Genomic DNA, 23352 nt, shown 5'->3' on the forward strand with positions numbered 1-23352 from the left:
AGTTTGAACCGGTGACGGAAACGTGCCGCGTCAAGCAAGATGGCTCAGACCATGGGTTCGATACAAAATCGAAGGGGACAAGCTATGGAACAATGATTGATCTTGACGACGAAATCCTCATGTGAGCCTTGATGGAGCCGATTATCATGTTGGCATTCTGACGCTCACCAATTTTGGTCGTACTGGCGATCTCGTTCTGCCGGACGGTCGCAGGCCGTCGCCCAAAGCCTTAGCCCAACCCGAGCGAGGTTCAGTCATCGTCATACTTGCGACAGATGTTCCGCTTGAACATCGTCAGCTAAAACGCGTTGCCAAACGCTGTGGCGCTGGACTGGCAAGGCTTGGTGCTTTCTGGGGCAATGGCAGCGGCGATATCGCGCTTGGGTTTTCAACAGCCGTCACGTTGGATCATGATGAGCCACGCGATCTCATGGCGATGCAGTATCTGAATGAGAATCGGATTGATATTCTTTTCCGCGCAGCAGCCGAAGCCACACAGGAAGCCGTTTTGAATTCGATGTGCGCTGCAGAAACCTTTGTTGGTCGCGGGGGAAACCGCCGCATGTCCTTATCTGACTGGTTGAGACAAGCTGAGTCTCAGTGAGTCTCGAAATGACCTTTATCTGGATAAGTGGTGCGCCTGTTCACCATAACAGCTTAACCGCAATAACATTATATTTTAGATTAGAAAAATATCTTAATATTATGATTAATAATGATATTTAAGATAGATAAACACTATTATAGTTTAAGCCGCGATATATCACACTGTAGAAATTTGTCGTTTTTGAGCGAATTATGAAGGGGGTTGTTAACCTTCATTTTTTATTACTAGGGCTCATTCGGGCGACATATCTATGGTTCAGGTATCATGCGTAATTTAAGAGAAAATCTTCCCCATACTGATGGCAATCGTGCAGAGTCTGCTCAGGAGCAGAAGCCGCAGCGCGACCCTTTGGGAGCGCATTCACCAGACTCTGACGGCGCATGGAAATCATATTTTTCGCTGGGTGCGAATGTTCGTTTTACACGGACCCCAGAGATTGATCTGGTTCGTCGTCGCGGTGAAGATTTGCCGGACATTAATGGACGTGCGAAGCCTGCCGACGCGGATGCGGCTCCGGTCGAGATAGCAAAGGTTGCCGAAGCTCAGCCAATGGCTGTGGCAGCCCTTCAGCAGTCCGTCTCACAGAACTTGGTCCGCACGCCCGTCGCACCGGTGCCACCTGTTCTCCATACCGCTCCTGTTGCGCAACCGGTAGAAATTGCTCCTGTGCAGGTTGCACCAGTGACCACAGTCGCACCGGCATTAGATGTTTCCGCCGCCATTTCAGCATTCGCTCATCTGTCTGACTTTGCTTTCTGGGAAAGCTTTGAGTTTGATTCAGCACCTGTGCTGTCTACGGTGGCTGTTGCGGAAGTTGCAGAACCTAAGCGCCCTGCTCCAACTGTTGAATCGATCATCGCACAGTTCCGTACTGTTGAATGGAATAAGGCTAAGCCTCAGGAAGCACCGGCTGCTGTCGTAGAAGAGCCTGCTCCGGTTGCTGAAGTCGTTCAGCCGGTGCTGGTTGCTCCAGCTCCACAGCCAGCTCCACAGCCAGTTGCTGCTCCCGTTGCAGAAGTAAAAATTGAAGCACCTCGCGCGCCTATTGAAGCGGCGGCACCTCAGGCACCTCTCGAAGTTGCAGCTGAAGCAACGGAAGATGAAGTCGTGCTTACTGTCGCTGAAGCAGAAGAGCACGTGATCGAGGAAGTTGTGGCTCCTGCACCTGTTGCAGAAGCCCCGAAAGTTGCTGCCCCTGCTAAAACTTCTCCCTCAATCGCTCTTTATCAGCCACAGCCCCTCCCCCGTACCGAGGCTGTTGTTATGCACGGCGACTATGAGTTTCCGCCGCGTGATCTGTTGCAAGAACCTCCTTCGCTTGATGGCAATCTCATCACACAGGAAATGCTTGAGCGTAGCGCTGGCCTTCTCGAAAGCGTACTGGAAGACTTCGGCGTACGCGGCGAGATCATCCATGTTCGCCCCGGTCCTGTCGTCACGCTCTATGAATTTGAACCAGCACCCGGCGTAAAATCTTCACGTGTGATTGGTTTGTCTGACGACATAGCACGTTCCATGTCGGCATTGTCCGCCCGTGTTGCTGTTATTCCAGGTCGCAACGTCATTGGCATCGAACTGCCAAACGCCAGTCGCGAAACTGTCTATCTCCGCGAAATGATTGACTCTCGTACGTTCGAGTCCTCCAACTATCGTTTGCCGCTTTGCCTTGGCAAAGGCATTGGTGGTGAACCGATCATCGCAGAACTTGCAAAGATGCCTCATCTGCTCGTTGCTGGCACCACTGGCTCCGGTAAGTCTGTTGCTATCAACACAATGATCCTGTCGCTGCTCTACCGCTTCAAGCCAGAAGAATGCCGCCTGATCATGGTCGATCCGAAGATGCTGGAACTCTCCATTTATGATGGCATTCCGCACCTGCTGACGCCGGTTGTAACAGATCCGAAGAAGGCCGTTGTCGCTCTTAAATGGGCCGTACGCGAAATGGAAGACCGCTATCGCAAGATGGCACGTCTGGGCGTCCGCAATATCGAAGGCTTCAATCAGCGCGCAGCATCTGCCAAGGGCAAGGGCGAAACCGTGATGTGCACGGTACAGTCCGGCTTCGACAAGGAAACGGGCGAAGCAACCTATGTGCAGGAAGAGCTCGATCTGACGCCAATGCCATATATCGTCGTCATCATCGACGAAATGGCTGACCTGATGATGGTCGCCGGCAAGGACATCGAAGGTGCTGTGCAGCGTCTTGCACAGATGGCGCGTGCTGCTGGTATCCACCTCATTATGGCGACGCAGCGCCCTTCGGTTGACGTTATCACCGGCACGATCAAGGCCAACTTCCCGACCCGTATTTCGTTCCAGGTTACGTCGAAGATCGACAGCCGCACCATTCTTGGTGAAATGGGTGCCGAACAGCTTCTCGGTCAGGGTGACATGCTGCATATGGCCGGTGGTGGCCGTATCGTTCGCGTCCATGGACCATTCGTATCCGATGAAGAAGTCGAAAAGGTCGTCAATCATCTGAAGGAACAGGGCCGTCCGGATTATCTGGCGACTGTGACCGAAGATGAGGAAGACGAAGACACATCACAGGACGCAGCAGTCTTCGATGCTTCGGCCATGGGTTCAGAAGACAGCGACGATGTCTATGAGCAGGCAGTGAAAGTTGTTTTGCGCGATAAGAAGTGCTCCACCTCTTACATCCAGCGTCGCCTCGGCATCGGTTACAACCGTGCAGCCTCGCTTGTTGAGCGTATGGAACAGGAAGGTCTGGTCGGTGCGGCTAATCATGTTGGAAAGCGTGAAATCCTAACCGGCAATCGCGACTAACTTACAAATTTACGAGCTATAAATTGCCGGGTTGTAGAAGCGACCCGGCTTTTTCATATGCATATGTAAGGGCTTACGCAGGGTTGCATTTGGTGCTTGTCAAGTTCCCCAATAAGGTTAATAATCTGTTCATTCGCACATTCTTGACTACCGGACGGAGTAGCCTTTGAGGCTTCTGCCGTACCCAAAAACAGGGAGAATGATCGATGAGAAGCATTACTATCGGACCAAGTGCAAAGCACACGCCCGTAACGACGCAGATGCTCCAGAATGCTCAAACGCAAATGCAGAAGCCTTCTGAAGATAAGACCAAGGTTTGCAATGTTCTTCGTCTTTCAAAAGGCGGCTACTCGCATCGCAGACGCAAAGTTCAAAAAAGTGCATAAAAATTTTGGATAATTTAAAGCGCCGCATCCGGTCAGAGGGATGTCGGCGCTATTTCTTATTGCGCAATCACGTTCTTTTGCCTTGGTCGCCCTTTATCGCAAAGCGCATATGGAGTATTTCAAGCGGCAATCCTCCCCCATTGCCCAGGAATAACTTATGACAACGCCCATGCAAGCCAATCCTATACCGCAAAAGAAGAAATCTCGTTTCTTCCTTGGCTTCATGGCCGTTCTGGGGGCGCTATTTTTCGGATTGTTTTTGAGCCTTGGCATCTGGCAAGTGGAGCGCCTGCAATGGAAGCTCGACTTGATTGCCCGGGTCGATGCGCGCGTTCATGCAGAGCCGGTAGCTGCTCCGGGCAAAGATGATTGGGCCAATGTCAATCAGGCCGATGACGAGTACCGACATGTAACGCTGACCGGCTCTTACCTCAATGACAAGGAAGTGCTGGTTCGTGCGTTGACTGAACGCGGTTCAGGCTTTTGGGTGCTGACGCCGTTGCGTTCAAACGACGATACACTGACTTTCATCAATCGTGGTTTCATTCCCGATGCAAAACGCGATCCGTCTTTACGTACGGAAACGCAAATTGCGGGCGAAACAACTGTAACAGGTCTTTTGCGTCTGCCAGAGCCTGATGGCTTCTTCCTGCGTCCCAACGACCCTGCCCGCAATGAGTGGAACTCCCGCGATGTCAAAGCCTTCGCCGAAAAAGAAGGTTTGGGGACAGTCGCGCCGTATTTCATTGATGCGGACGCTAAATCCAATCCGGGCAATGCGCCGATTGGCGGGCTGACGGTTGTTACTTTTCGCAACAACCATCTGTCTTATGCAATCACTTGGTTTGCGCTTGCAGCCATGATTGCTGGTGCTGCCGTTTTTGTGTGGCGGCACGAAAAAAAGTCAAAAGACTAAGCATGCAGCGCGTGGCCGAGTGCTTTCATGCTGGCCTCGGCAAAGCCTTCTCCTAGCGTTGGATGAGCGTGGATGGTTCCCGCTATATCCTCAAGGCGGGTGCCTGTTTCCACAGCAAGCGAAAAGGCAGATGATAGCTCGGAAATCCCGACACCAACAGCCTGAATGCCAAGTATCAAATGGTTATCGGCGCGGGCGACAACCCGGATAAAGCCATCCTCCCGCTCGATAGTCATCGCACGTCCATTGGCCTGAAACGGGAAAATGCCGGTCTGGATATTATGACCTGCCTTGCGCGCTTCATCCGGAGATAAGCCGACTGTTACGATCTCGGGGTCAGTAAAGCAGACTGCCGGGATGCAGCGCTTATCCCAGGCCTGTTTGCCGCCTGCGATGATTTCAGCAACCATTTCGCCCTGCATCATAGCACGATGTGCAAGCATAGGTTCGCCTGTCACGTCGCCAATAGCATAAATCCCGCGCATTGATGTGCGGCATCTATCATCGATGCGGATAAAGCGGCCGTCCATATCGAGCCGGATTTCGCTCAAACCCCAGCCATCGGTTTGCGGTTTGCGCCCAACAGTAACAAGAACTTTGTCAGCGGAGATCGAATGCATCTTTCCATCAGTCAGCACGACATCCAGCGCTTTTCCATCAGCGGATAAGCCTTTGGCAGACGTGTTCGTCAACACTTCAACGCCGAGTGCTTTCAGCCGTGCCATGATCGGACGTGTCAGTTCCGCATCATATTGCGGCAGGATGCGATCAGTTGCTTCAACGATTGTGACTTTTGCACCAAGCTTTGCAAAGGCTGTGCCGATCTCAAGCCCGATATAGCCACCGCCAACGATCGCAAGCTTCTCTGGTATTTTATCCAGTGAAAGCGCTTCGGTTGAAGAGATAACATTTCCGCCAAACGGTAGCGACTGGATTTCAACTGGTACGGAACCCGTAGCGATCACGATGTTCTCGGCATGGATAGTCTGACGACCGGTATCGGTATCAACCACAACGGTTTTACCATCCATAAAACGCGCCTGCCCCTGGAACATGCGCACGCGGGAGCGTTTTAGAAGTCCGGCGACACCGCTATTCAAGCGGTTGACGATACCGTCTTTCCATTCAAGCGTTTTGACGAAATTGATCTTAGGACTTTCAGCTGTAATGCCAAGAGCGCCTTTGGACGCGAATGTCGTGAGGCGATGAAACTCGTCAGCGGCGTGGATAACAGCTTTGGACGGGATGCAGCCGACATTAAGACAAGTACCGCCCAGCCGCTTCTTTTCAACCAGAACTGTATCGATACCAAGCTGGCCTGCGCGAATACCGCAGACATAACCGCCGGGACCGCCGCCAATGATCAGAAGTTTGCAGGAAATCTCACTCATCCGATCAGCCCTCTACAAAAATCATCGCAGGCGTTTCCAGCAGGCTTTTCAGCTTCTGCACGAAGACTGCCGCATCCCATCCATCGATAACCCGATGGTCGAAGCTGCACGACAGGTTCATTATCTTGCGCGGCAGAAATTGTGTGCCGTCCCACATCGGACGTATCGCCATTTTGTTGATGCCAACAATCGCGACTTCCGGTCGATTGATAATCGGCGTGGTTGCGATGGCGCCTAGTGACCCCAATGATGTGATGGTTATGGTCGAGCCTGTCAGTTCTTCTCGTTTAGCTGTGCCGTTGCGCGCTGCTTCCGTCACTCGGACAAGTTCAGATGCTGCGGCAAAGACAGACAGACTTTCCGCATGACGCACCACGGGCACGATCAGGCCGTTCGGCGTCTGCGTGGCAATGCCCACATGCACACCGCCAAACTGACGAATAATGTCCGCTTCATCATCGAAATGTGCGTTGAGACCCGGCTGTTCTTTCACTGCCTTGACGATTGTACGGATAACAAATGGTAGCAAGGTCAGGCGCGGACGCCCTTCTCTCTTCTCGTTGTTAAGCCCTGTACGAAGATCTTCAAGCTGTGTCACATCCACTTCTTCAATGATGGTAATGTGCGGAATGTGACGTTTTGCTTCGGCCATACGCTCTGCAATCTTACGCCGCAGGCCGATGACCTTAATCTCGTTGATCGAGGTGTCTGCTACATGACCCAGCATAGCTGGTGCAGCGCGGCTTTCAGTCTGGAAAAAAGCGTCCAGATCTTCATGTGTAATGCGCCCGGCGGGTCCGCTGCCTTTTACACGTCTTAAATCAATGCCGCCATCGCGTGCACGCAACCTGACCGATGGTGTTGCCAGTGGCTTTTCGCCCTCTGCGCGCACCGGCCCTGCTCCGGCAAAGGCCCGGTTTGAGTTTTCTTTTTTCTGTGCAGCAGGTTTAGGTGGAACCGGTGTCTGTAACAGGACAGGCGCTTCCGCGCTGGCTCGTTGCGGCTGAGGTGTTTCAGCAGGCGCGGCAGCTACAGGTTCTGGTGCTTCCGCTTTTTGTTCGCTGCTTCCACCTTCTATTTCGAGACGAACAAGCTCGGAGCCAACAGCAATTTTCTCGCCGATTTCGCCATTCACCGCGATGACTTTACCGCCGCGCGAGGAAGGGATTTCGACAGTTGCCTTATCGGTCATAACGGCAGCGAGCAGATCATCCTCCCGGACAATATCGCCAACCTTCACATGCCATTCGACAAGTTCAGCCTCTGCAACGCCTTCGCCAACATCAGGGAGCTTGATCGCAAAATGAGCCATTTAAGCCTCCATGATTGAAGTGAGTGCGCGACCAATACGATCAGGCCCCGGAAAATAGGCCCATTCCTGCGCATGTGGGTACGGCGTATCCCAGCCTGTCACGCGAATGATCGGTGCTTCGAGATGATAGAAACATTCGCGCTGCACCAGTGCCGCAAGCTCGGCGCCATAACCGCAGGTCAATGTTGCTTCATGCACAATGACACAACGCCCGGTCTTCCTGACGGAAGCCATAATTGTTTCCGTGTCGAGTGGGAGCAGCGTGCGCAGGTCGATCACTTCGGCATCGACGCAGGTTTCTTCAGTCGCTGCTAATGCCACATGGACCATGGTCCCATAGGCAAGAACCGTCACATCGCTGCCTTCACGACGGATCGCGGCCTTGCCGAGCGGCACGGTATAATAACCCTCCGGCACCTCGCCCAGCTCATGCTTTTTCCATGATGTGACCGGCTTGTCGTGGTGTCCGTCGAAAGGTCCATTATAGAGACGCTTCGGCTCAAACATGATTACCGGATCAGGATCTTCAATCGCTGCCAGCAACAGCCCTTTGGCGTCAGCTGGCGTTGAAGGCATAACTGTTTTCAGACCAGAAACATGCGTGAAAAGCGCCTCGGGACTTTGGCTGTGCGTCTGACCGCCATAAATGCCACCACCCGACGGCATACGGATCACCATGGGACAGGTGAATTCTCCCGCTGAGCGATAACGCATGCGCGCAGCTTCCGAGACGATTTGATCGTAGGCCGGATAAACGTAATCAGCAAACTGCACTTCGATACAGGGACGCAAACCATAAGTGGCCATGCCAATAGCTGTGCCGACAATGCCTAGCTCGCTGATCGGCGCATCAAAACAGCGGTCCTTGCCGTACTTCTTCTGCAGGCCCGCTGTGCAACGGAAAACCCCACCGAAATAACCAACGTCTTCGCCGAAGACGACGACCTTTTCATCACGCTCCATTGCGATGTCGTGAGCGTTCTGAATAGCTTCAATCATTGTCAGTTTAGTCATATTTAAAACCCCGCCTCCTGACGCTGACGAACAAGATGCGGCGGTGTTTCCGCGTAAACATCTTCAAACATGTCGCGCATCGAGGGTTTTCGACCATCGTGAAGCGTGCCGATAGCTTCTGCTTCGCGCTGCGCACTCACTACGAGGTCGAGAATTTCCGCTTCTGCTTGTTTGTGCCGCTCGTCGGACCAGACGCCCCGAGCAATCAGGTGATTTTTTAGCCGGAGTATCGGATCGCCCAGAGGCCAAGCGTCGTTTTCAGCCTTCGGGCGATAAGCGGAAGGATCGTCAGACGTTGAATGCCCGCCAGCGCGATAGGTCACGTATTCGACAATCGTCGGCCCAAGATTGCGACGCGCACGCTCGACTGCCCATTTTCCCACCGCATGAACAGCAAGATAATCGTTGCCATCGACACGGAGCGAAGGGATACCAAAGCCGTGGCCGCGTGCCGCAAACGTGCCGGAACCGCCACGTGCAATGCCCTGAAACGTCGAGATTGCCCATTGATTATTGACGATATTCAAAACAACCGGCGCTTTATACGTAGACGCAAAAACCAGTGCTGCATGAAAGTCGCTTTCAGCGGTCGAACCATCACCAATCCATGCAGCTGCAATTTTGGTGTCATGGCTGATGGCTGAAGCCATCGCCCAGCCCACAGCCTGCGTGTATTGCGTGGCGAGATTGCCAGAAATCGTGAAGAAGCCATGATCTTTTGAGGAATACATCACCGGCAGCTGACGACCTTTAAGCGGATCTTCTTCATTTGAGAAAATTTGGTTCATCATGGTGACGAGCGGATAGTCGTCAGCGATGAGAAGCCCTGCTTGCCGGTAGGTCGGGAAATTCATATCCCCCTTACGCAGAGCTTTACGGAACGCGCAACTGACCGCCTCTTCACCCAGATGCTGCATATAGAAAGATGTTTTGCCTTGCCGTTGTGCCATCATCATACGCGCATCATAAGCACGCAGGATCATCATATGACGGAGACCTTCTTTCAATTCATCATCGGTCAGCGTACCGGCCCAGGGGCCGACGGCCTCACCATCTCTGTTCAAAACACGGATGATGCTGAAAGCAAGATCGCGCATCGATTCCGGCTTCTCGTCGATCTCCGGCCGTCTGACACTTCCAGCCCGCGGGATTTTCACATGGGAGAAATCCGGCGTATCGCCCGGGCGCCATTCCGGTTCAGGGACATGCAAAGAAAGCACAACATCATCGCTCATGCAGGTGTTCCTCAAAACGTGCATTTAATGTCGAACGAGAGAGCCGATTATTGGTTCCGGCAAATTTGATGCCGGTTTGTCATTGGCTAAGAATACGGCGCAATGACTTCATTTCTCCCATGCGAAGCATTGCTGATTTCCTCCTTCAACACTGCTTTCGTCAGGATGGAACGTCATAAAAAATAAAGCAATATTATTTTTCTTATCGCGCATTGAATATCATCAGAACGGTTCTCTTGGATTGGATAAATAGCGTAATAAAATTTCTACATTCTTCTAAATGCAGCATATGAAAGGAATTTATCGCAATTTTAAACAGTGAATATACGAAATATTATTACGAAATACATCGAAAAATTAGAGTACCAATTGGTACTATATGCCACTGTTTTAGATGATTTATTTTGAGCAAAAGAAAACGGCCCGTTTCAGGGCCGTTATCACAAGCACTTAGTGATGTTTGTTGCCTTCACGCGCAAGTTCTGCGGTGGGGTCTCCGTTGAGCCGCCTCCTCGCTCTGTCATCCATCAGCTCGTACCACATTGCATTCAGGACTGCGAAAGCGACTGCGAGTGGTAGGCCAAGAAGCCACGAAAAATACCACATTTTGCTTTCCTTTCTTGATAACGTTTGTGCGGACGGCGTGCGTCCACGGATCAATTAGTAGGCGTGACTGTTTTCGTCTTCGATATCGCTTTTCTCGACCTTACCCCACAGGACTTTATATACCCACGACGTATAGGCGACGATGAGCGGGAGGAAGATCAACGTCACCACAAGCATGATGAACAGCGTCATATGGCTCGACGATGCATCCCAAACAGTGAGGCTTGAACGCAAATCTATCGACGATGGCAAGATGAACGGGAACATCGAAACGCCTACCGACGCAATGATCCCAAAGATGGAAACCGCTCCAAACAGAATTGGTGCAAGTTCCTTTCGCATCCGCAGAGCGATAAGTACGAACAACGGTCCCAGAATACCGAGTGCGGGCGCAATGAGCAGGACAGGATAGTTCATATAATTATCGAACCAGGCTGCATGATCCAGCTCCACGACCTTGCGCAGCGGGTTCGACGGACCATCCGGCACCACAGTGCTGGTGATCTTATAACCCGAAACCCACATCCAGCTGATAACGCCAGCTAGGACATAAAGGATTGTGGTGAGTATCGCAGCCAAACTGCCATAAGCGCGCGCCCGCGCCTGAACAGTACCCGTCGTTTTAAGCACGAGCCACGACGCCCCATGCATAACCAGCATAGCGACAGAAAGGAGGCCGCACAGCAGAGCGAACGGATTGAGCAGACCGAAGAACGTTCCATCGTAGAAAATCTGAAGATCACCATTGAAACGGAACGGAACACCTTGCAACACATTGCCGACAGCAACGCCAAAAATCAGTGACGGTACAAATCCACCGATGAACAGCGCCCAGTCCCAGCCAGTGCGCCATGTCTGGCTTTCTCGCTTTGAACGAAACTTAAAGCCAACGGGGCGCAGAATGAGGGCAAACAAAATGGCAAACATAGCCAGATAAAAGCCCGAAAAGGACACAGCATAGAGAGGGGGCCACGCTGCAAAAATTGCACCGCCGCCTAGAACCAGCCACACCTGATTGCCTTCCCAGACCGGGCCGATCGTGTTGATGACGACGCGACGCTCCAGATCCGTCTTGCCTGCAAAGGGCAATAACATGCCAACACCAAGGTCAAAGCCATCCATTGCGGCAAAGCCAATCAGCAATACTCCAAGCAATACCCACCAGATGATGCGCAGTGTTTCATAATCTAACAAATCGCTGAGTATCATGACTTGTACTCCACTGGTGCGATGATTTCAGGCGCAAGCTTTGCTTCAGGCTGGCTATCGGGTGCTGGTCCTGCTTTGATCGCACGCAACATCAGCGCCATTTCGATAACGAATAGCACCGTGTAGATCGCAACAAAGCAGACAATCGTGAACAAGACCGTCGATGCACCGAGATTGGAAACAGCGACTGCCGTTGGCAGGATACCTTCGATAATCCAAGGCTGACGTCCGAACTCGGCAACAATCCATCCCATTTCGGCTGCTATCCACGGAAGCGGGATCGCAAATACTGCAATTTTGAGCAACAATGGATACTTATCCAACTTGCGACGCGCAGATAGCACGAAGAATGTCCCAGTCAGCAAGATCAGGAACAAACCGATACCGACCATGATACGGAATGCCCAGAACAGTGGTAGAACGCCGGGAACCGTATCGTTTGCAGCCTGCGTTATCTGTGCATCAGTCGCCTGACGCGGATCATCGACATAGCGCTTCAGAAGAAGCGCATAGCCCATCCACTGACTGTTATCCGCGAATGCATCCCGCACATCCTGCGATACCGCATTTGTATCATGTGCAGCTCGAATTTGCTGCAAAGCATCATAGGCGATAATACCTTTGCGGATATGGCCCTGCGCATTTTCAACAAGCTGTTCGATGCCTTCAATTGGCGTCGTCAGCGAGCGCGTTCCGATCAGGCCCATGACCCATGGAATATGAACCGCAAAATGGGTTTCGCGTGCTTCCTGATCCGGGAAACCAAATGCAGTAAACGACGCTGGAGCGGGTTCAGTTTCCCACATAGCTTCGATGGCTGCGATCTTCATCTTCTGATGTTCGTTGGCGAGATAACCACTTTCGTCACCTAGAACGACGACAGAAAGAGACGCCGCGAGACCAAAGGATGCGGCAACCGTCATCGAACGCTTGGCTAATTCAGTCGAACGGCCTTTCAGCAAATACCATGCAGAAACGCCAAGAACGAAAATAGAAGCGGTTACGTAACCTGCTGAGACCGTATGAACGAATTTTGCCTGTGCTACCGGGTTCATCAGAACTGCGAAGAAATCAGTGATTTCCATGCGCATGGTTTCAGGATTGAAGGCTGATCCGACCGGATTTTGCATCCAGCCATTCGCAATCAGAATCCACAATGCCGAGAAATTGGAACCAGCAGCGACTGCGTAAGTGGCCATGAGATGGCCTATCTTGGACAATCGGTCCCAGCCAAAGAAAAACAGGCCAACGAAGGTCGCTTCAAGGAAGAAGGCCATCATGCCTTCAATGGCGAGCGGCGCTCCAAAAATGTCGCCGACATAATGGCTGTAATAGCTCCAGTTCATACCGAACTGAAATTCCATCACAACACCTGTCGCGACACCCATAGCAAAGTTGATACCAAACAGCGTACCCCAGAATTTGGTCATCTGCCGCCAGATGAGCCTTCCGGTCATGACATATACGGTTTCCATGATGGCAAGCAGCACGGAAAGACCAAGTGTCAGAGGTACGAAGAGGAAGTGATAAAGTGCCGTGATTGCGAACTGCAATCGCGACAGGGAGACAATATCGAATTCCATCTCTTTAGCCGGAAACTCCGGCCCTCCTGATGTTATGAGCTGTTGCCGGCCTTTACCGAAAACAGCCCCCTACTCGTATTTTACCTCAGGGAATTGAGGGTTTCGCTAAAAAGCGCCTCTCCTTTGGACATCGACTGAACAAGAGCGCCTTGATCCAAAACAATCGCCCGATCACAAATCCGTGCTTCGCGCTGAATATGCGTGGCGATCAACAGCGTACGACCTTCTGCCTGTTCACTCAGGCGGGAAAGCACGTCTTCAGCGGTCGCCTGATCTAGCCCTTCGGTTGGCTCATCAAGCAGCCACAAAGGAGCGTCGGTCAGGAACAGACGAGCCAGTGCAAGTCGTCTGGCCTGACCGCCAGACAGTCCAAGCCCGCCCTCGCCCAAAGGCGTATCCAGACCTTCGGGCTGAGATTTCATGAATTCGCCCAGCCCTGCGGCTTCCAATGCAGCGTTTAAATCGGCATCGCTGGCATTTGGATTTGCAAGCATGAGATTGTTGCGAAGGCTGTCTTTGAAAAGCTCGGTGCGTTGGGTCAAAAGGCGAGCAGGAAGAACCTGAACTTCGCCGCTTTCGCCTTTAACCTCTCCTGCAAGCACGTTGAATAGCGTGGACTTACCTGCGCCACTTGTGCCGATCACAGCAACGCGCTCGCCTTCTTTGACGGTGAGATTTATAGCTTTTAAAGCAGTTACTGTAGAATCTTCATGACGAACAACAACGCTTTGAAGTTCAATAGCAATTCCATTTTTTGGAAGGCTTAAATTCTGGACATTATCCGAAGCTGAAAGCGCAGGCCCAACGCGGCGCGCCGCCAATATTGTACGGCCAAGCTCCATCGCTCCGCGTCTTAGTGCTGCAAACGGCTCCATTGAACCAAGAATAATAAGCAGCCCCAGTGCGGCAACCGGCGCATTGATAAGCTGAGCTTGCATAAGGAGGCCGACACAGATGAGCCCACCTGCCATCAAGCCAGCATGAAGAATCCCAAGCTTGGCACCGGTTGAGACTTCAATACGATTTAGTATGCGGTCACTGGATTCAATATAACTGTCGGCGCGTAATATGCTGGCGTTCTGATTAACAAGCCGTCCCGCCATAATAAGCTCTGTTTGGCCTGCAACCAGATCAATGGTGCGTGCGCGTAACGCTTCTGTTCCTTTGGCGCGCTGACGCATCGGCTTTTCAGAGCGTCTTGCGGCACGAAGCGGGAAACCTAGTCCGAAACTCAGAATTATCAGCGCAAAGACCAACCCAAAGGCTGGATGCATCAGCCCTAGAGCAAATCCTGCGATGATAGCCGTTACAAGAGCCGCGCCTGCTGGCACGAGCACACGCAGATAAAGAGAGTCGAGTGCATCAATATCGGCAGTCAGCCGGAACAATAGTCGTGCAGGCCGCTTGAGTAAAGCATTAGCCGCAGCGGGCCGCGCCCATGCGCGAAACAGCTTTTCACGAAGAGCCGCCAGAATAGCGAGTGTGGCTTCATGCGTTACCAACCGTTCCAGATAACGCGTTCCCGTGCGCAGGACTGCAAAGAAGCGGATACCCGCGGCAGGCATAAACACGTCGAAGACAATCGCAGTCGAAACACTCAAACCAGCAATTGCCGTCGCTGTAATAAACCAGCCCGACAGGCCAAGCAGTGAAATCCCTGCCAGCACTGTCATTGTGGCGGCGAGAATACCTGCAAGAAGGAGCTTGCCTTTGCTGTTGAAAAAAAGGCGCAAGATGGGCCGAAGTGATTGAAGACCATTCATTCCGCTGCCCTCTTCTGCCAGATTTCTGTTGTGGCGCTCATCTCATCCAGTCGAATGATGCGATCCATGCGGCTTGCCAGCTTTTCGTCATGCGTAGAGATGATCAGCGTCTTACCCTTGGCAAGATTGATAAGGCTGTCAGCAATGCGATCTGCCGTTTCATGATCCAAGTGCGCTGTTGGCTCATCAGCAAGGATAATGTCTGCACTCTGATCGACCGCAACACGTGCCAAAGCCAGTCTCAGCGCTTCACCGCCAGAAAGGCCCGCACCATTTTCGCCAATACCCCCTGCGCCAGTAATTCCTGCTACATGGCCAAGTGCCATCTGCTCAACGATAGCTTGCGTTTTCTTCGCATCGGCGTCACGGCCAAGAGTAATATTAAATCGCGCACTGCCAGCAAATATATGCGGCTTCTGCCCTACCCATCGCATTCTCGAGCGCAGGGTTGCCGCCGTTTCATCGTGAAGTGGAATGCCACCAACACGGATTTCGCCTTTCTGCGGCGCGGCAAGTCCTGCAATCAAAGCCAGCAATGTCGACTTGCCATAGCCACTTGGCGCGAGGATCGCGACGTGTTCACCCGGCTCAACATCGAGATTAAATCCTTTGAAGATGTCTGGTCCATTGCCGTAGTGAAAACCAATATCCCGCATGATCAGCGAAGGTTCGGTTTCCGATTTATTTGCGGGCTGAACAGCGCCCAGAACAGGCATTTCATGGGCGGCCAGATTTTCCAGAGCATTGATAGCTGCTTCGCCTGAGGCGCGATCGTGCCAAACGCTTGAGAGATCACGTAAAGGCTCAAAAAATGCAGGTGCGAGCAGAAGGACAAAGAGACCCTCGGCAAGTGTAAGCTTATGGCCCCACGCACCGAAATCGAGCGTTCCGAGAAGATGGAAGCCAATATATACCGCAACCATGGCAACGCCGATAGCCGCGAAGAGCTCAAGAACAGCCGATGAAAGAAAAGCAATCCGCAGAACAATCATAGTTTTTTTGCGCAAGGATTCAGCATTATCGCGCAAACGCGTTGCGGTCATATCCACGGCATGAAAGCTGCGGATGGTCGCCAGACCGCGAAGCCGGTCGAGCAGAAAACCATTCATATCACCCAAGGCGACGAGCTGCTTTTCACTGGCCGCTTTGGCGCGCCATCCGATCAGGGCCATAAAAATCGGGATCAAAGGGGCTGCAATCAGCAAGGTCAGTGCAGCTATCCATGAAAACCACAACACTGCCACCAGAATTGCCAGTGGCACCAGCATGACGCGTATGCGTACAGGCACAAAGCGTGACAGGTACGGAACAACCATTTCTGCCTGTTCGGCAAGAATGCTGGCGGCCTCACCCGAAGATGAGCGTGACGTATCAAGCGGTGAGCGCTGTGAGAGTGCGGTGACAGCCTTTTCGCGCAGCTCTGCAAGTTCTGAACGTGCAGCATCGAAAGCCATCGTCGCACCACGTGCATCAAGCAAGCTGCGTATGCAGCCAAGAATAAAGAGTGCTGCGGCTAAATAATAGATTGTTGCATCAAAGCCGGTATTTGCGAGCAGGCCTACGCCGTAAGCAAGAATTGCGGCTTGTGGCAGCCATATGAGCGCTGCCACTGCCTGAAGTCGCGCCCCCTTTTTGAGGAGAGATGGGACCGGACGGCGACGCGAACGACGTTTGTCGTCCGGTTTTTCGCTGTCCTGTTGCGTCACTTCTTCCGTTTGGGCGCGCGCGACTGTCACTCTCGCTTAGGCTCCTTTTTGGCCGCTGTTCTGCCGCGTCCCAAAGCAACGATCCTATCGGTCGTTTCCAGAAAACGCGTAACCTTGGCACCAAGCGCCAGAAGGCTGGTTAATCGGTCTGTATCGAGCTTCTTAACGTCATCATACCAGTTGGTGAGCCGTTCAATGAGCGCATACATGTCTTTCATGCGCTCCTGTGCGAACTTGTCGCCGTCATCTTGCGGCTGCTCCATCAACACTTCACGCAACACAGTCAATGTGGGGTCGATTTCTCGCTTCTTACGTTCCTCCGCAAGCGTGCGCAAAATTACCCAAACATCGCCGGGGGTCGTGAAAAAGTCGCGACGGTCTCCCGGTATGTGCTTTAACAACACAAGGTTCCAGCCCTGTAACTCGCGGATACCCATTGAAACATTGGAGCGTGATACGCCCAGTGACTCAACAATATCATCCGCACACAGAGGTTCAGACGATAGATAAAGTAGCGCATAGATTTGACCAACCGTACGGTTGATACCCCAGCGGCTACCCATCTCTCCAAAGTGGAGCACAAACGACTGAACGATTGGCGATAATTCCAAGTCTTCTCTCCCGTAAATTCTGAATTTTCAGAAATTACTGAAATTCAGATAATTTAAATTGCCTGATCCTTCAATCCGCATGTCTGGATGCAAGGTGCATATGGACAATTGGCCGCAGTCCTCAGCACTCCTCCAAATGCCTCAGACCAAGCTTCCAACCATCACTTCTGGTCGGAAGAAGAAGGAAGCTCTTTGCTATCCTGCGTTTGATCACGATGAATCACGGCACGACTTAGCAACATGAGCGTTACCGGGGTTGTGATGACCACAAAAACGGTAATCAACACTTCATGCAGAATCGGCTTGGATTGCAAGATGGAGAAAAACATGATGGAAGCGATCAAGATTCCACCTGCACCGAACGAAGAACCGATTGTCGGCGCGTGAATGCGTTCATAAAAACTTTTAAAACGAACCAGACCAATACATCCAACGAGCGTCAGAAACGCTCCGGACACCAGAAAAAATGCAATGATTATTGCAGCCCACACGGGCAGATCAGCAGCTCCGATCATTCGATCACCTCCCCGCGCATCAGGAATTTCGCAAGTGCTACAGTCGCCACAAAGCCCAATATTGAAATGATGAGCGCTGCTTCAAAATAGATCACGCTGCCGGTGCGCATACCAAAGGTCAACAACAACAAAAGCGCGTTCAAATACAGCGCATCAGTCGCCAGTACGCGGTCTTGCGCGCGCGGACCAATCAGCAAGCGATAGACTACACAGCCCATCGCAGCGACGAGCATAAGTTGTGCAACCAGAAGCGACCAGAAAAGAATGACTGCACTCATGCTGATTGCTCCTCTTTAATAATGTCCCTCGCCCCGAATATGCGAATAAGTGGCTGCTCATAGCGTTGCTTGATCAATGTCCGCCATGCTTTTGCATCTTCCAGATCCAGAACATGGATCGTCAGCGCCTTGCGGGTGACATTGTAATCTACCCAAGCTGTTCCCGGCGTTGTCGTGATGATACAGGCAAGGACGGCCAATGCGGTTCGGTTTTCAAGCTCCAGCGGAATAACCACAAAACCCGGATGCCGTTTCTTTCGCGGTGACAGAATGAGCTTCACGACCGCCAGATTGGATGTGAGAATATCGATACTCACAACGCCGAACAGCCAAATCATCGTCGGGATTGAACGTAGGTGGATTTTCTGTGGCTGCAGTGCTGTCATTGCATAGCAAGCGAACAATGCAATGGGGATCGATAAAAGCAATTGCGCCCGTGTAAAACCATTGAGCAAAAGCCAGAATATGACCAAAGCTACGAACAGCAGTGGGAAAGGTAGAATTTTTCTCATTTCACCTCCACCGTTTCTCCGCCTACACGCGGCGCTTTCAATACGCTGTTGATATAATCCTGCGGCGTATGCAGTGAGCGGGCTGTCGCATCCATATATTGCATGGCCGGACCAGCCCCGATTGTCAGCGTCAAGCACACTGCCAAAAGACCGGCAATTGGCACCACTTCACGCACCAGCACGCGCGGAACATTGCCTTCAAGCGATGCCCAGAATGTACGAATGCCCGTACGGGTCATGGCGATGAGCGCTGAAAGGCCCGACAGCAGAATGAGCGCGATCAGTGCCCAGCTTGCGGGACTTACAGGCATTGCCAAAGTCGGCGCAGCACCATCGCCATTAAATACCGCTGCAAGTATCAGGAACTTTGCGATGAAGCCTGAAAACGGCGGAAGACCAATCAGGAGGATGGCGACAACAGCAAAGCAGGTGCCAAGAATAGCAAGAGTTGCTGGCAATACGACACCAACCTCTTCTTCTTCTTCCTCCTCCTCGTCATCACCATAGGCTTCCATCGTAACCGCAAGAACGTTTGCCGCCGCGTCCTGACCGCGTTCAATCAGTTCGATCAACAGAAAGAACGCTGCAATCGTGAGCGTAGAACTGACCATGTAAAACAGTGCCGCGCCGGTCATTGCGGTGTTGCCGCTACCGATCGCTGCAAGCAAGGTGCCGGAAGATACGAGAATGCTGTAGCTTGCAAGGCGGCCCATGGCCTGAGATGCAACCACACCGATCAATCCAAATGCCAGCGTAACCATGCCGCCATAATAGAGCCAGTCACTACCAAAGCCGTAGGATTCACCTGCGCTAATGCCGAACATAAGCGGCGACAGACGCAGCAGGACGTATATGCCAACCTTACTCATAATCGCAAAGATCGCGGCAATGGGGGCTGCTGCAACCGTATAAGTAGGGACAAGCCAAAAATTGAGCGGCCACATTCCCGCTTTCACGAGGAAAGCGACGGCCAGAATTGCAGCGCCCGCTTCGAGAAGCATTCGGTCTTCAGCAGCAACCTGCGAAATCTTGTGCGCAAGATCCGCCATATTGAGCGTGCCAGTCACACCGTAGATAAGGCTGACGCCAATCAAAAACAGCGACGACGCAACGAGGTTGACGGCGATATAATGCATACCGGCTTTAACGCGTGCAGGTCCAGAGCCATGCAACGCAAGTGCATAGGATGCAGCAAGCATAACCTCAAAGAAAACAAAGAGGTTGAACAAGTCGCCGGTGAGAAACGCGCCATTCAATCCCATCAGCAAAAGCTGAAAAATCGTATGGAAATTCGGGCTGGCTTTATGCCAATGCGCCAGCGCAAAACTCAATGCTGCCAGTGCGAGCACGCTTGTGAGGACCAGCATCAGGGCTGCAAGTCGGTCCAGCACAAGAACGATACCGAAAGGCGCAGGCCAGTTGCCAATCAGATAGACATCTGCAGCGGGAGCAATATCACTGGCGACGCCCATTAATGTGAATGCGATAACAATCAAGCCAATGATGGAAATCGTATTGATCGCCATCTTCAGCTTGCGTTTACGTTCATCGAAAAGCAGCAAAAATGCTGCTGTCACAAGTGGCAGCAGAATTGGCGCGACAATGAGATGTGACTTCCAATCCAAAATCAACTCTCCTTGCCGTCGACATGGTCGGTTCGCGTCATACCGCGCGATGCAAGGAGAACGACCAGGAAAAGAGCCGTCATTGCAAATCCGATAACAATTGCAGTCAGAACCAGCGCTTGTGGCACGGGATCAGTATATTGCGCCGCTTGGACATTGATGCCTGAATCTAGCACCGGCGGCGCGTTGGTGCGCAAACGACCCATCGAAAAGATGAACAGATTGACTGCGTAAGAGACAAGCGCGAGACCGATCGCTACTTGAAAAGTGCGCGGACGAAGGATTAGCCACACGCCCGACGACATCAGGACACCGATTGCGACAGCGAGAACGAGTTCCATCAGTTGTCCTCCTTCGCAGCAGCCAGTTTTTCAACGCGATGTTTACGGATTGACTGATGCGCCAATGCGATCAACATCAGGACCGTTGCGCCGACAACAAGCACGAAAACGCCAATATCAAACAGAAGCGCGCTTGCGACCGGCATTTTTCCGACATGCGGTATGTCCGCATATTGGAAGAATGTTGTCAGGAACGGATAGCCGAAGAGCCATGCGCCTGCTCCTGTCGCTGCAGCAATCAACAAGCCAAAACCAATCCAGCGAACAGGCAAAATACGCAGGTGATCTTCAACCCAGCGTGTACCCGCCGCCAGATATTGCAGAATGAACGCAATCGCCAGAGTGATACCAGCTGCAAAGCCCCCGCCTGGTAGGTCGTGACCACGCAGGATCAAATGAACCGCAAGCACGATAATGACCGGGAAAAGCCATTTCATAATGACAGATGGAACAGCCAGATAATCGGTCAGGGTTTCACCCTTTTCACGATCTTCCATTGCCTCGTCATATGCGTCCTGAATTCTCTGCTGTGCAGTCGAACCGGTGCTATCAGAAGCCGGACGGAAACGACGCAGAAGTGCATAAACTGTGAGCCCAACGATGCCGAGAACGGCAATTTCGCCAAATGTATCAAATGCACGGAAATCAACGAGCGTGACATTCACGACGTTTTTGCCGCCACCGCCCGAATAGGCATTTTGCAGAAAGTAATCGCCGATGCTTTCCGGTGATGGACGCGTCATCATCGCATAGGAAATGATGAACACACCAACGCCACTGCCAATTGCCAGTACGAAATCTCGATAACGACGAATTCTTGGGCCGAATTTGACCGGGATCGGATCCGGATCTTCAAAGCGCTTCGGCAGCCAGCGCAGGCCGAGAAGCAGCAGAACCGTTGTTACGATTTCAACAAGCAACTGCGTGACCGCCAGATCTGGAGCCGAAAGCCAGACAAATGTGATGCAAGTGATGAGGCCCGCGCCACCAAGCAATATCAATGCAGCCAAGCGATGATATTTTGCCTGATATGCAGCGCCAATGGCGCAGGCGCCGCCAAGAATCCATAGACCCGCAAAGATTGGATCAACCGGCTGCACACCAAGCATACCCGCATGAATGCCATCTTCAAAAATAGGCCAAGCTGCAGCAATCAATGCAAAAGCGACAACGATGCGAAGCTGCGGCTGAAGACGTCGGGTACTCAGGAAACTTTCAGCCTTACGCGCCCAATTCCAAGACACTGTGACCAGCACACGCTCGAAAATACGCTGTCCTTGCAAATGACGGAAAAGCGGCGGACCGTCTTCACTGGTCGCAAGATAATTCTTGAGCGCCATAAACAGAATGACGCCGCCGATCATGGCAACGATACTCATCATCAGCGGCAGGTTGAAGCCATGCCAGACGGAGAGACTATATTGTGGCGTTGCATCGCCGAGTACGGACGTGACCGCCGAATGCAGAAACGGACCAATGGCGATATTCGGAACAATGCCAATTAACAGGCAAAGCAGAACAAGTAGCTCAATTGGACGACGCATCCAGTGTGGCGGCTCATGCGGAGCCTTTGGTAGATCATGCGGTGCAGGGCCAAAGAAAGTCGAATAGATAAACCGAACCGAATACGCGACAGTGAAAATACCAGCCAATGTAGCAATATAGGGCGTTACAGTATCCAGTGCCGACGCCATATGCGTTTCGACTGCTTCGGCAAAGAACATTTCTTTCGACAAAAAGCCGTTAAGCAGCGGCACACCGGCCATCGATGCACTCGCGACCATGGCAAGTGTGGCCGTATAGGGCATAGCTCGCGCCAACCCACTCAATTTTCGCATATCACGAGTGCCGGTTTCATGGTCAATGATACCCGCCGCCATAAACAATGACGCTTTAAAGATCGCGTGATTGACCATGTGGAAGATTGCAGCGACAGCTGCAAGCGGACTGCCAAGGCTTAAAAGCGCTGTGACGAGGCCAAGATTACTGATGGTCGAATAGGCCAACAAACCTTTGAGATCTTGCTGAAAAACCGCAAAGAAGCTGCCGATTAACAAGGTTGTAAGACCTGCGAGACCAAGAATCCAGAACCATTCTTCGGTGCCAGAAAAGACCGGCCACAGACGCGCTAACAGGAAAACACCCGCCTTCACCATCGTCGCAGAATGCAAGTAGGCTGAAACTGGCGTGGGTGCCGCCATCGCATTTGGCAACCAGAAATGGAACGGAAACTGTGCAGACTTTGTGAAAGCCGCCATCAGAATGAGAACAAGCGTTACAGTATAGAGCGGATGCGTTCGAACGACATTGCCAGCTTCCAGAACCTTGTCGAGATCGTAACTGCCAACGATATGACCAAGCAGCAGCACGCCAGCCATCAAACAAAAGCCGCCAATGCCTGTAACTGTCAACGCCATACGCGCGCCATCACGCGCACTGGCGTTGTGATACCAATAGCCGATCAACAGGAACGAGAAGATACTCGTCAGTTCCCAGAAAACGGCGAGCAGCACAATATTACCCGACAAAACAACGCCGAGCATCGAACCCATGAAGGACAAAAGGAACGAGAAAAACCGAGGGACCGGATCTTCGGGCGACATATAATAGCGCGCATAGATCACGACCAACAAACCGATGCCGGTAATGAGCATGGCAAACAACCATGCAAAGCCATCCATACGGAATGTTATGTTCAGTCCATAATTAGGGAGCCAATCGATCGATCCGCGAACAACGCCGCCGTTAGCTACGATTGGATAAAGACTTGCTGTTATGACAAAAGCGACAAGGGCAATTGCTGCTGTAAACCAGGCAGAACCACTTCTATCAACTCCGCGAAAAAGACCTGTTACAGCGCTGCCAAGAAACGGAAGAAGGACCAGCAAAAATAGCATCCTGCCGTCCATCGTCATGCGCCCAAGGCCTCCTATCCGCAATCAAGGTTGATCCGAA

The 23352-nt window shown here is 52.1% G+C and carries 19 protein-coding genes and 1 pseudogene; 4 read left to right on the forward strand and 16 right to left on the reverse strand.

Going from position 1 to position 23352, the window contains the following annotated elements; all coding sequences use genetic code 11:
• Positions 1-130: 130 nt before the first annotated feature.
• From ACOZHT_RS06425 to ACOZHT_RS06440, 4 genes and pseudogenes are all read left to right on the forward strand, one after another.
• Positions 131-604 (forward strand): annotated as a pseudogene (locus ACOZHT_RS06425) (P1 family peptidase); the annotation flags it as partial.
• A gap of 267 nt (positions 605-871) precedes the next feature.
• Entirely contained in the window at positions 872-3394 is a 2523-nt protein-coding gene (locus ACOZHT_RS06430; RefSeq protein ID WP_421565401.1) for a DNA translocase FtsK, read from the forward strand.
• Positions 3395-3600: 206 nt separating this feature from the next.
• Positions 3601-3780 carry a hypothetical protein gene (locus ACOZHT_RS06435; protein WP_421565402.1) on the forward strand — a complete coding sequence of 60 codons (180 nt, stop codon included), beginning with the start codon at positions 3601-3603 and terminating at the stop codon, positions 3778-3780.
• Between the two features lie 157 nt (positions 3781-3937).
• The gene (locus ACOZHT_RS06440) at positions 3938-4696 is read left to right on the forward strand and encodes an SURF1 family protein (RefSeq protein ID WP_421565403.1); all 759 of its coding nucleotides are present in this window, start codon (positions 3938-3940) and stop codon (positions 4694-4696) included.
• Here the strand turns inward: ACOZHT_RS06440 and lpdA are convergent.
• From lpdA to ACOZHT_RS06520, 16 genes are all read right to left on the reverse strand, one after another.
• Positions 4693-6087 carry a dihydrolipoyl dehydrogenase gene (gene lpdA, locus ACOZHT_RS06445; protein WP_421565404.1) on the reverse strand — a complete coding sequence of 465 codons (1395 nt, stop codon included), beginning with the start codon at positions 6085-6087 and terminating at the stop codon, positions 4693-4695. The genes ACOZHT_RS06440 and lpdA overlap by 4 nt on opposite strands.
• Before the next feature lie 4 nt (positions 6088-6091).
• Complete coding sequence (locus ACOZHT_RS06450) at positions 6092-7399, reverse strand: dihydrolipoamide acetyltransferase family protein (RefSeq protein WP_421565405.1); 1308 nt, start codon at positions 7397-7399, stop codon at positions 6092-6094.
• Positions 7400-8413, reverse strand: a complete 1014-nt coding sequence (locus ACOZHT_RS06455; RefSeq protein WP_421565406.1) for an alpha-ketoacid dehydrogenase subunit beta — start codon at positions 8411-8413, stop codon at positions 7400-7402.
• A gap of 2 nt (positions 8414-8415) precedes the next feature.
• Positions 8416-9648, reverse strand: coding sequence for a 3-methyl-2-oxobutanoate dehydrogenase (2-methylpropanoyl-transferring) subunit alpha (locus ACOZHT_RS06460; protein ID WP_421565407.1), 1233 nt, complete (start codon positions 9646-9648; stop codon positions 8416-8418).
• Positions 9649-10098: 450 nt separating this feature from the next.
• Positions 10099-10254, reverse strand: a complete 156-nt coding sequence (gene cydX / locus ACOZHT_RS06465; RefSeq protein WP_339515064.1) for a cytochrome bd-I oxidase subunit CydX — start codon at positions 10252-10254, stop codon at positions 10099-10101.
• Positions 10255-10308: 54 nt separating this feature from the next.
• Positions 10309-11463 carry a cytochrome d ubiquinol oxidase subunit II gene (gene cydB, locus ACOZHT_RS06470; protein ID WP_421565408.1) on the reverse strand — a complete coding sequence of 385 codons (1155 nt, stop codon included), beginning with the start codon at positions 11461-11463 and terminating at the stop codon, positions 10309-10311.
• Positions 11460-13046: a cytochrome ubiquinol oxidase subunit I gene (locus tag ACOZHT_RS06475; protein ID WP_421565409.1), complete on the reverse strand. Its 1587-nt coding sequence runs from the start codon at positions 13044-13046 to the stop codon at positions 11460-11462. Before ACOZHT_RS06475 ends, cydB begins: the two co-directional genes overlap by 4 nt.
• An 80-nt stretch (positions 13047-13126) precedes the next feature.
• Complete coding sequence (gene cydC / locus ACOZHT_RS06480; protein ID WP_421565410.1) at positions 13127-14809, reverse strand: thiol reductant ABC exporter subunit CydC; 1683 nt, start codon at positions 14807-14809, stop codon at positions 13127-13129.
• Entirely contained in the window at positions 14806-16545 is a 1740-nt protein-coding gene (gene cydD, locus ACOZHT_RS06485; protein WP_421565411.1) for a thiol reductant ABC exporter subunit CydD, read from the reverse strand. Before cydD ends, cydC begins: the two co-directional genes overlap by 4 nt.
• Positions 16542-17126 (reverse strand): GbsR/MarR family transcriptional regulator, encoded by a 585-nt coding sequence (locus tag ACOZHT_RS06490; RefSeq protein ID WP_339515056.1) that lies wholly within the window; start codon positions 17124-17126, stop codon positions 16542-16544. The genes cydD and ACOZHT_RS06490 overlap by 4 nt, the downstream gene beginning before the upstream one ends.
• A gap of 161 nt (positions 17127-17287) precedes the next feature.
• On the reverse strand, positions 17288-17641 hold the full coding sequence (gene mnhG, locus ACOZHT_RS06495; protein ID WP_310011874.1) for a monovalent cation/H(+) antiporter subunit G: 354 nt from the start codon (positions 17639-17641) through the stop codon (positions 17288-17290).
• Entirely contained in the window at positions 17638-17919 is a 282-nt protein-coding gene (locus tag ACOZHT_RS06500) for a K+/H+ antiporter subunit F (RefSeq protein ID WP_421565412.1), read from the reverse strand. Before ACOZHT_RS06500 ends, mnhG begins: the two co-directional genes overlap by 4 nt.
• Positions 17916-18431 carry a Na+/H+ antiporter subunit E gene (locus tag ACOZHT_RS06505; protein ID WP_421565413.1) on the reverse strand — a complete coding sequence of 172 codons (516 nt, stop codon included), beginning with the start codon at positions 18429-18431 and terminating at the stop codon, positions 17916-17918. The genes ACOZHT_RS06500 and ACOZHT_RS06505 overlap by 4 nt, the downstream gene beginning before the upstream one ends.
• Positions 18428-20056, reverse strand: coding sequence for a monovalent cation/H+ antiporter subunit D (locus ACOZHT_RS06510; RefSeq protein ID WP_339515050.1), 1629 nt, complete (start codon positions 20054-20056; stop codon positions 18428-18430). Before ACOZHT_RS06510 ends, ACOZHT_RS06505 begins: the two co-directional genes overlap by 4 nt.
• A 2-nt stretch (positions 20057-20058) precedes the next feature.
• The gene (locus tag ACOZHT_RS06515) at positions 20059-20397 is read right to left on the reverse strand and encodes a Na+/H+ antiporter subunit C (protein ID WP_339515048.1); all 339 of its coding nucleotides are present in this window, start codon (positions 20395-20397) and stop codon (positions 20059-20061) included.
• Positions 20397-23312 carry a monovalent cation/H+ antiporter subunit A gene (locus tag ACOZHT_RS06520; RefSeq protein ID WP_421565414.1) on the reverse strand — a complete coding sequence of 972 codons (2916 nt, stop codon included), beginning with the start codon at positions 23310-23312 and terminating at the stop codon, positions 20397-20399. Before ACOZHT_RS06520 ends, ACOZHT_RS06515 begins: the two co-directional genes overlap by 1 nt.
• Positions 23313-23352: the final 40 nt, after the last annotated feature.

This window comes from Ochrobactrum sp. EDr1-4 (assembly GCF_049199085.1).
Classification (GTDB): Bacteria; Pseudomonadota; Alphaproteobacteria; order Rhizobiales; family Rhizobiaceae; genus Brucella.

What these genes read in the sequence shown, in the direction of transcription:
- ACOZHT_RS06430 (WP_421565401.1), top strand. Translation starts at nt 872, where the DNA reads ATGCGTAATTTAAGAGAAAATCTTCCCCATACTGATGGCAATCGTGCA.
- ACOZHT_RS06435 (WP_421565402.1), top strand. Translation starts at nt 3,601, where the DNA reads ATGAGAAGCATTACTATCGGACCAAGTGCAAAGCACACGCCCGTAACG.
- ACOZHT_RS06440 (WP_421565403.1), top strand. Translation starts at nt 3,938, where the DNA reads ATGACAACGCCCATGCAAGCCAATCCTATACCGCAAAAGAAGAAATCT.
- lpdA (WP_421565404.1), bottom strand. Translation starts at nt 6,087, where the DNA reads ATGAGTGAGATTTCCTGCAAACTTCTGATCATTGGCGGCGGTCCCGGC.
- ACOZHT_RS06450 (WP_421565405.1), bottom strand. Translation starts at nt 7,399, where the DNA reads ATGGCTCATTTTGCGATCAAGCTCCCTGATGTTGGCGAAGGCGTTGCA.
- ACOZHT_RS06455 (WP_421565406.1), bottom strand. Translation starts at nt 8,413, where the DNA reads ATGACTAAACTGACAATGATTGAAGCTATTCAGAACGCTCACGACATC.
- ACOZHT_RS06460 (WP_421565407.1), bottom strand. Translation starts at nt 9,648, where the DNA reads ATGAGCGATGATGTTGTGCTTTCTTTGCATGTCCCTGAACCGGAATGG.
- cydX (WP_339515064.1), bottom strand. Translation starts at nt 10,254, where the DNA reads ATGTGGTATTTTTCGTGGCTTCTTGGCCTACCACTCGCAGTCGCTTTC.
- cydB (WP_421565408.1), bottom strand. Translation starts at nt 11,463, where the DNA reads ATGATACTCAGCGATTTGTTAGATTATGAAACACTGCGCATCATCTGG.
- ACOZHT_RS06475 (WP_421565409.1), bottom strand. Translation starts at nt 13,046, where the DNA reads ATGGAATTCGATATTGTCTCCCTGTCGCGATTGCAGTTCGCAATCACG.
- cydC (WP_421565410.1), bottom strand. Translation starts at nt 14,809, where the DNA reads ATGAATGGTCTTCAATCACTTCGGCCCATCTTGCGCCTTTTTTTCAAC.
- mnhG (WP_310011874.1), bottom strand. Translation starts at nt 17,641, where the DNA reads ATGATCGGAGCTGCTGATCTGCCCGTGTGGGCTGCAATAATCATTGCA.
- ACOZHT_RS06500 (WP_421565412.1), bottom strand. Translation starts at nt 17,919, where the DNA reads ATGAGTGCAGTCATTCTTTTCTGGTCGCTTCTGGTTGCACAACTTATG.
- ACOZHT_RS06505 (WP_421565413.1), bottom strand. Translation starts at nt 18,431, where the DNA reads ATGAGAAAAATTCTACCTTTCCCACTGCTGTTCGTAGCTTTGGTCATA.
- ACOZHT_RS06515 (WP_339515048.1), bottom strand. Translation starts at nt 20,397, where the DNA reads ATGGAACTCGTTCTCGCTGTCGCAATCGGTGTCCTGATGTCGTCGGGC.
- ACOZHT_RS06520 (WP_421565414.1), bottom strand. Translation starts at nt 23,312, where the DNA reads ATGACGATGGACGGCAGGATGCTATTTTTGCTGGTCCTTCTTCCGTTT.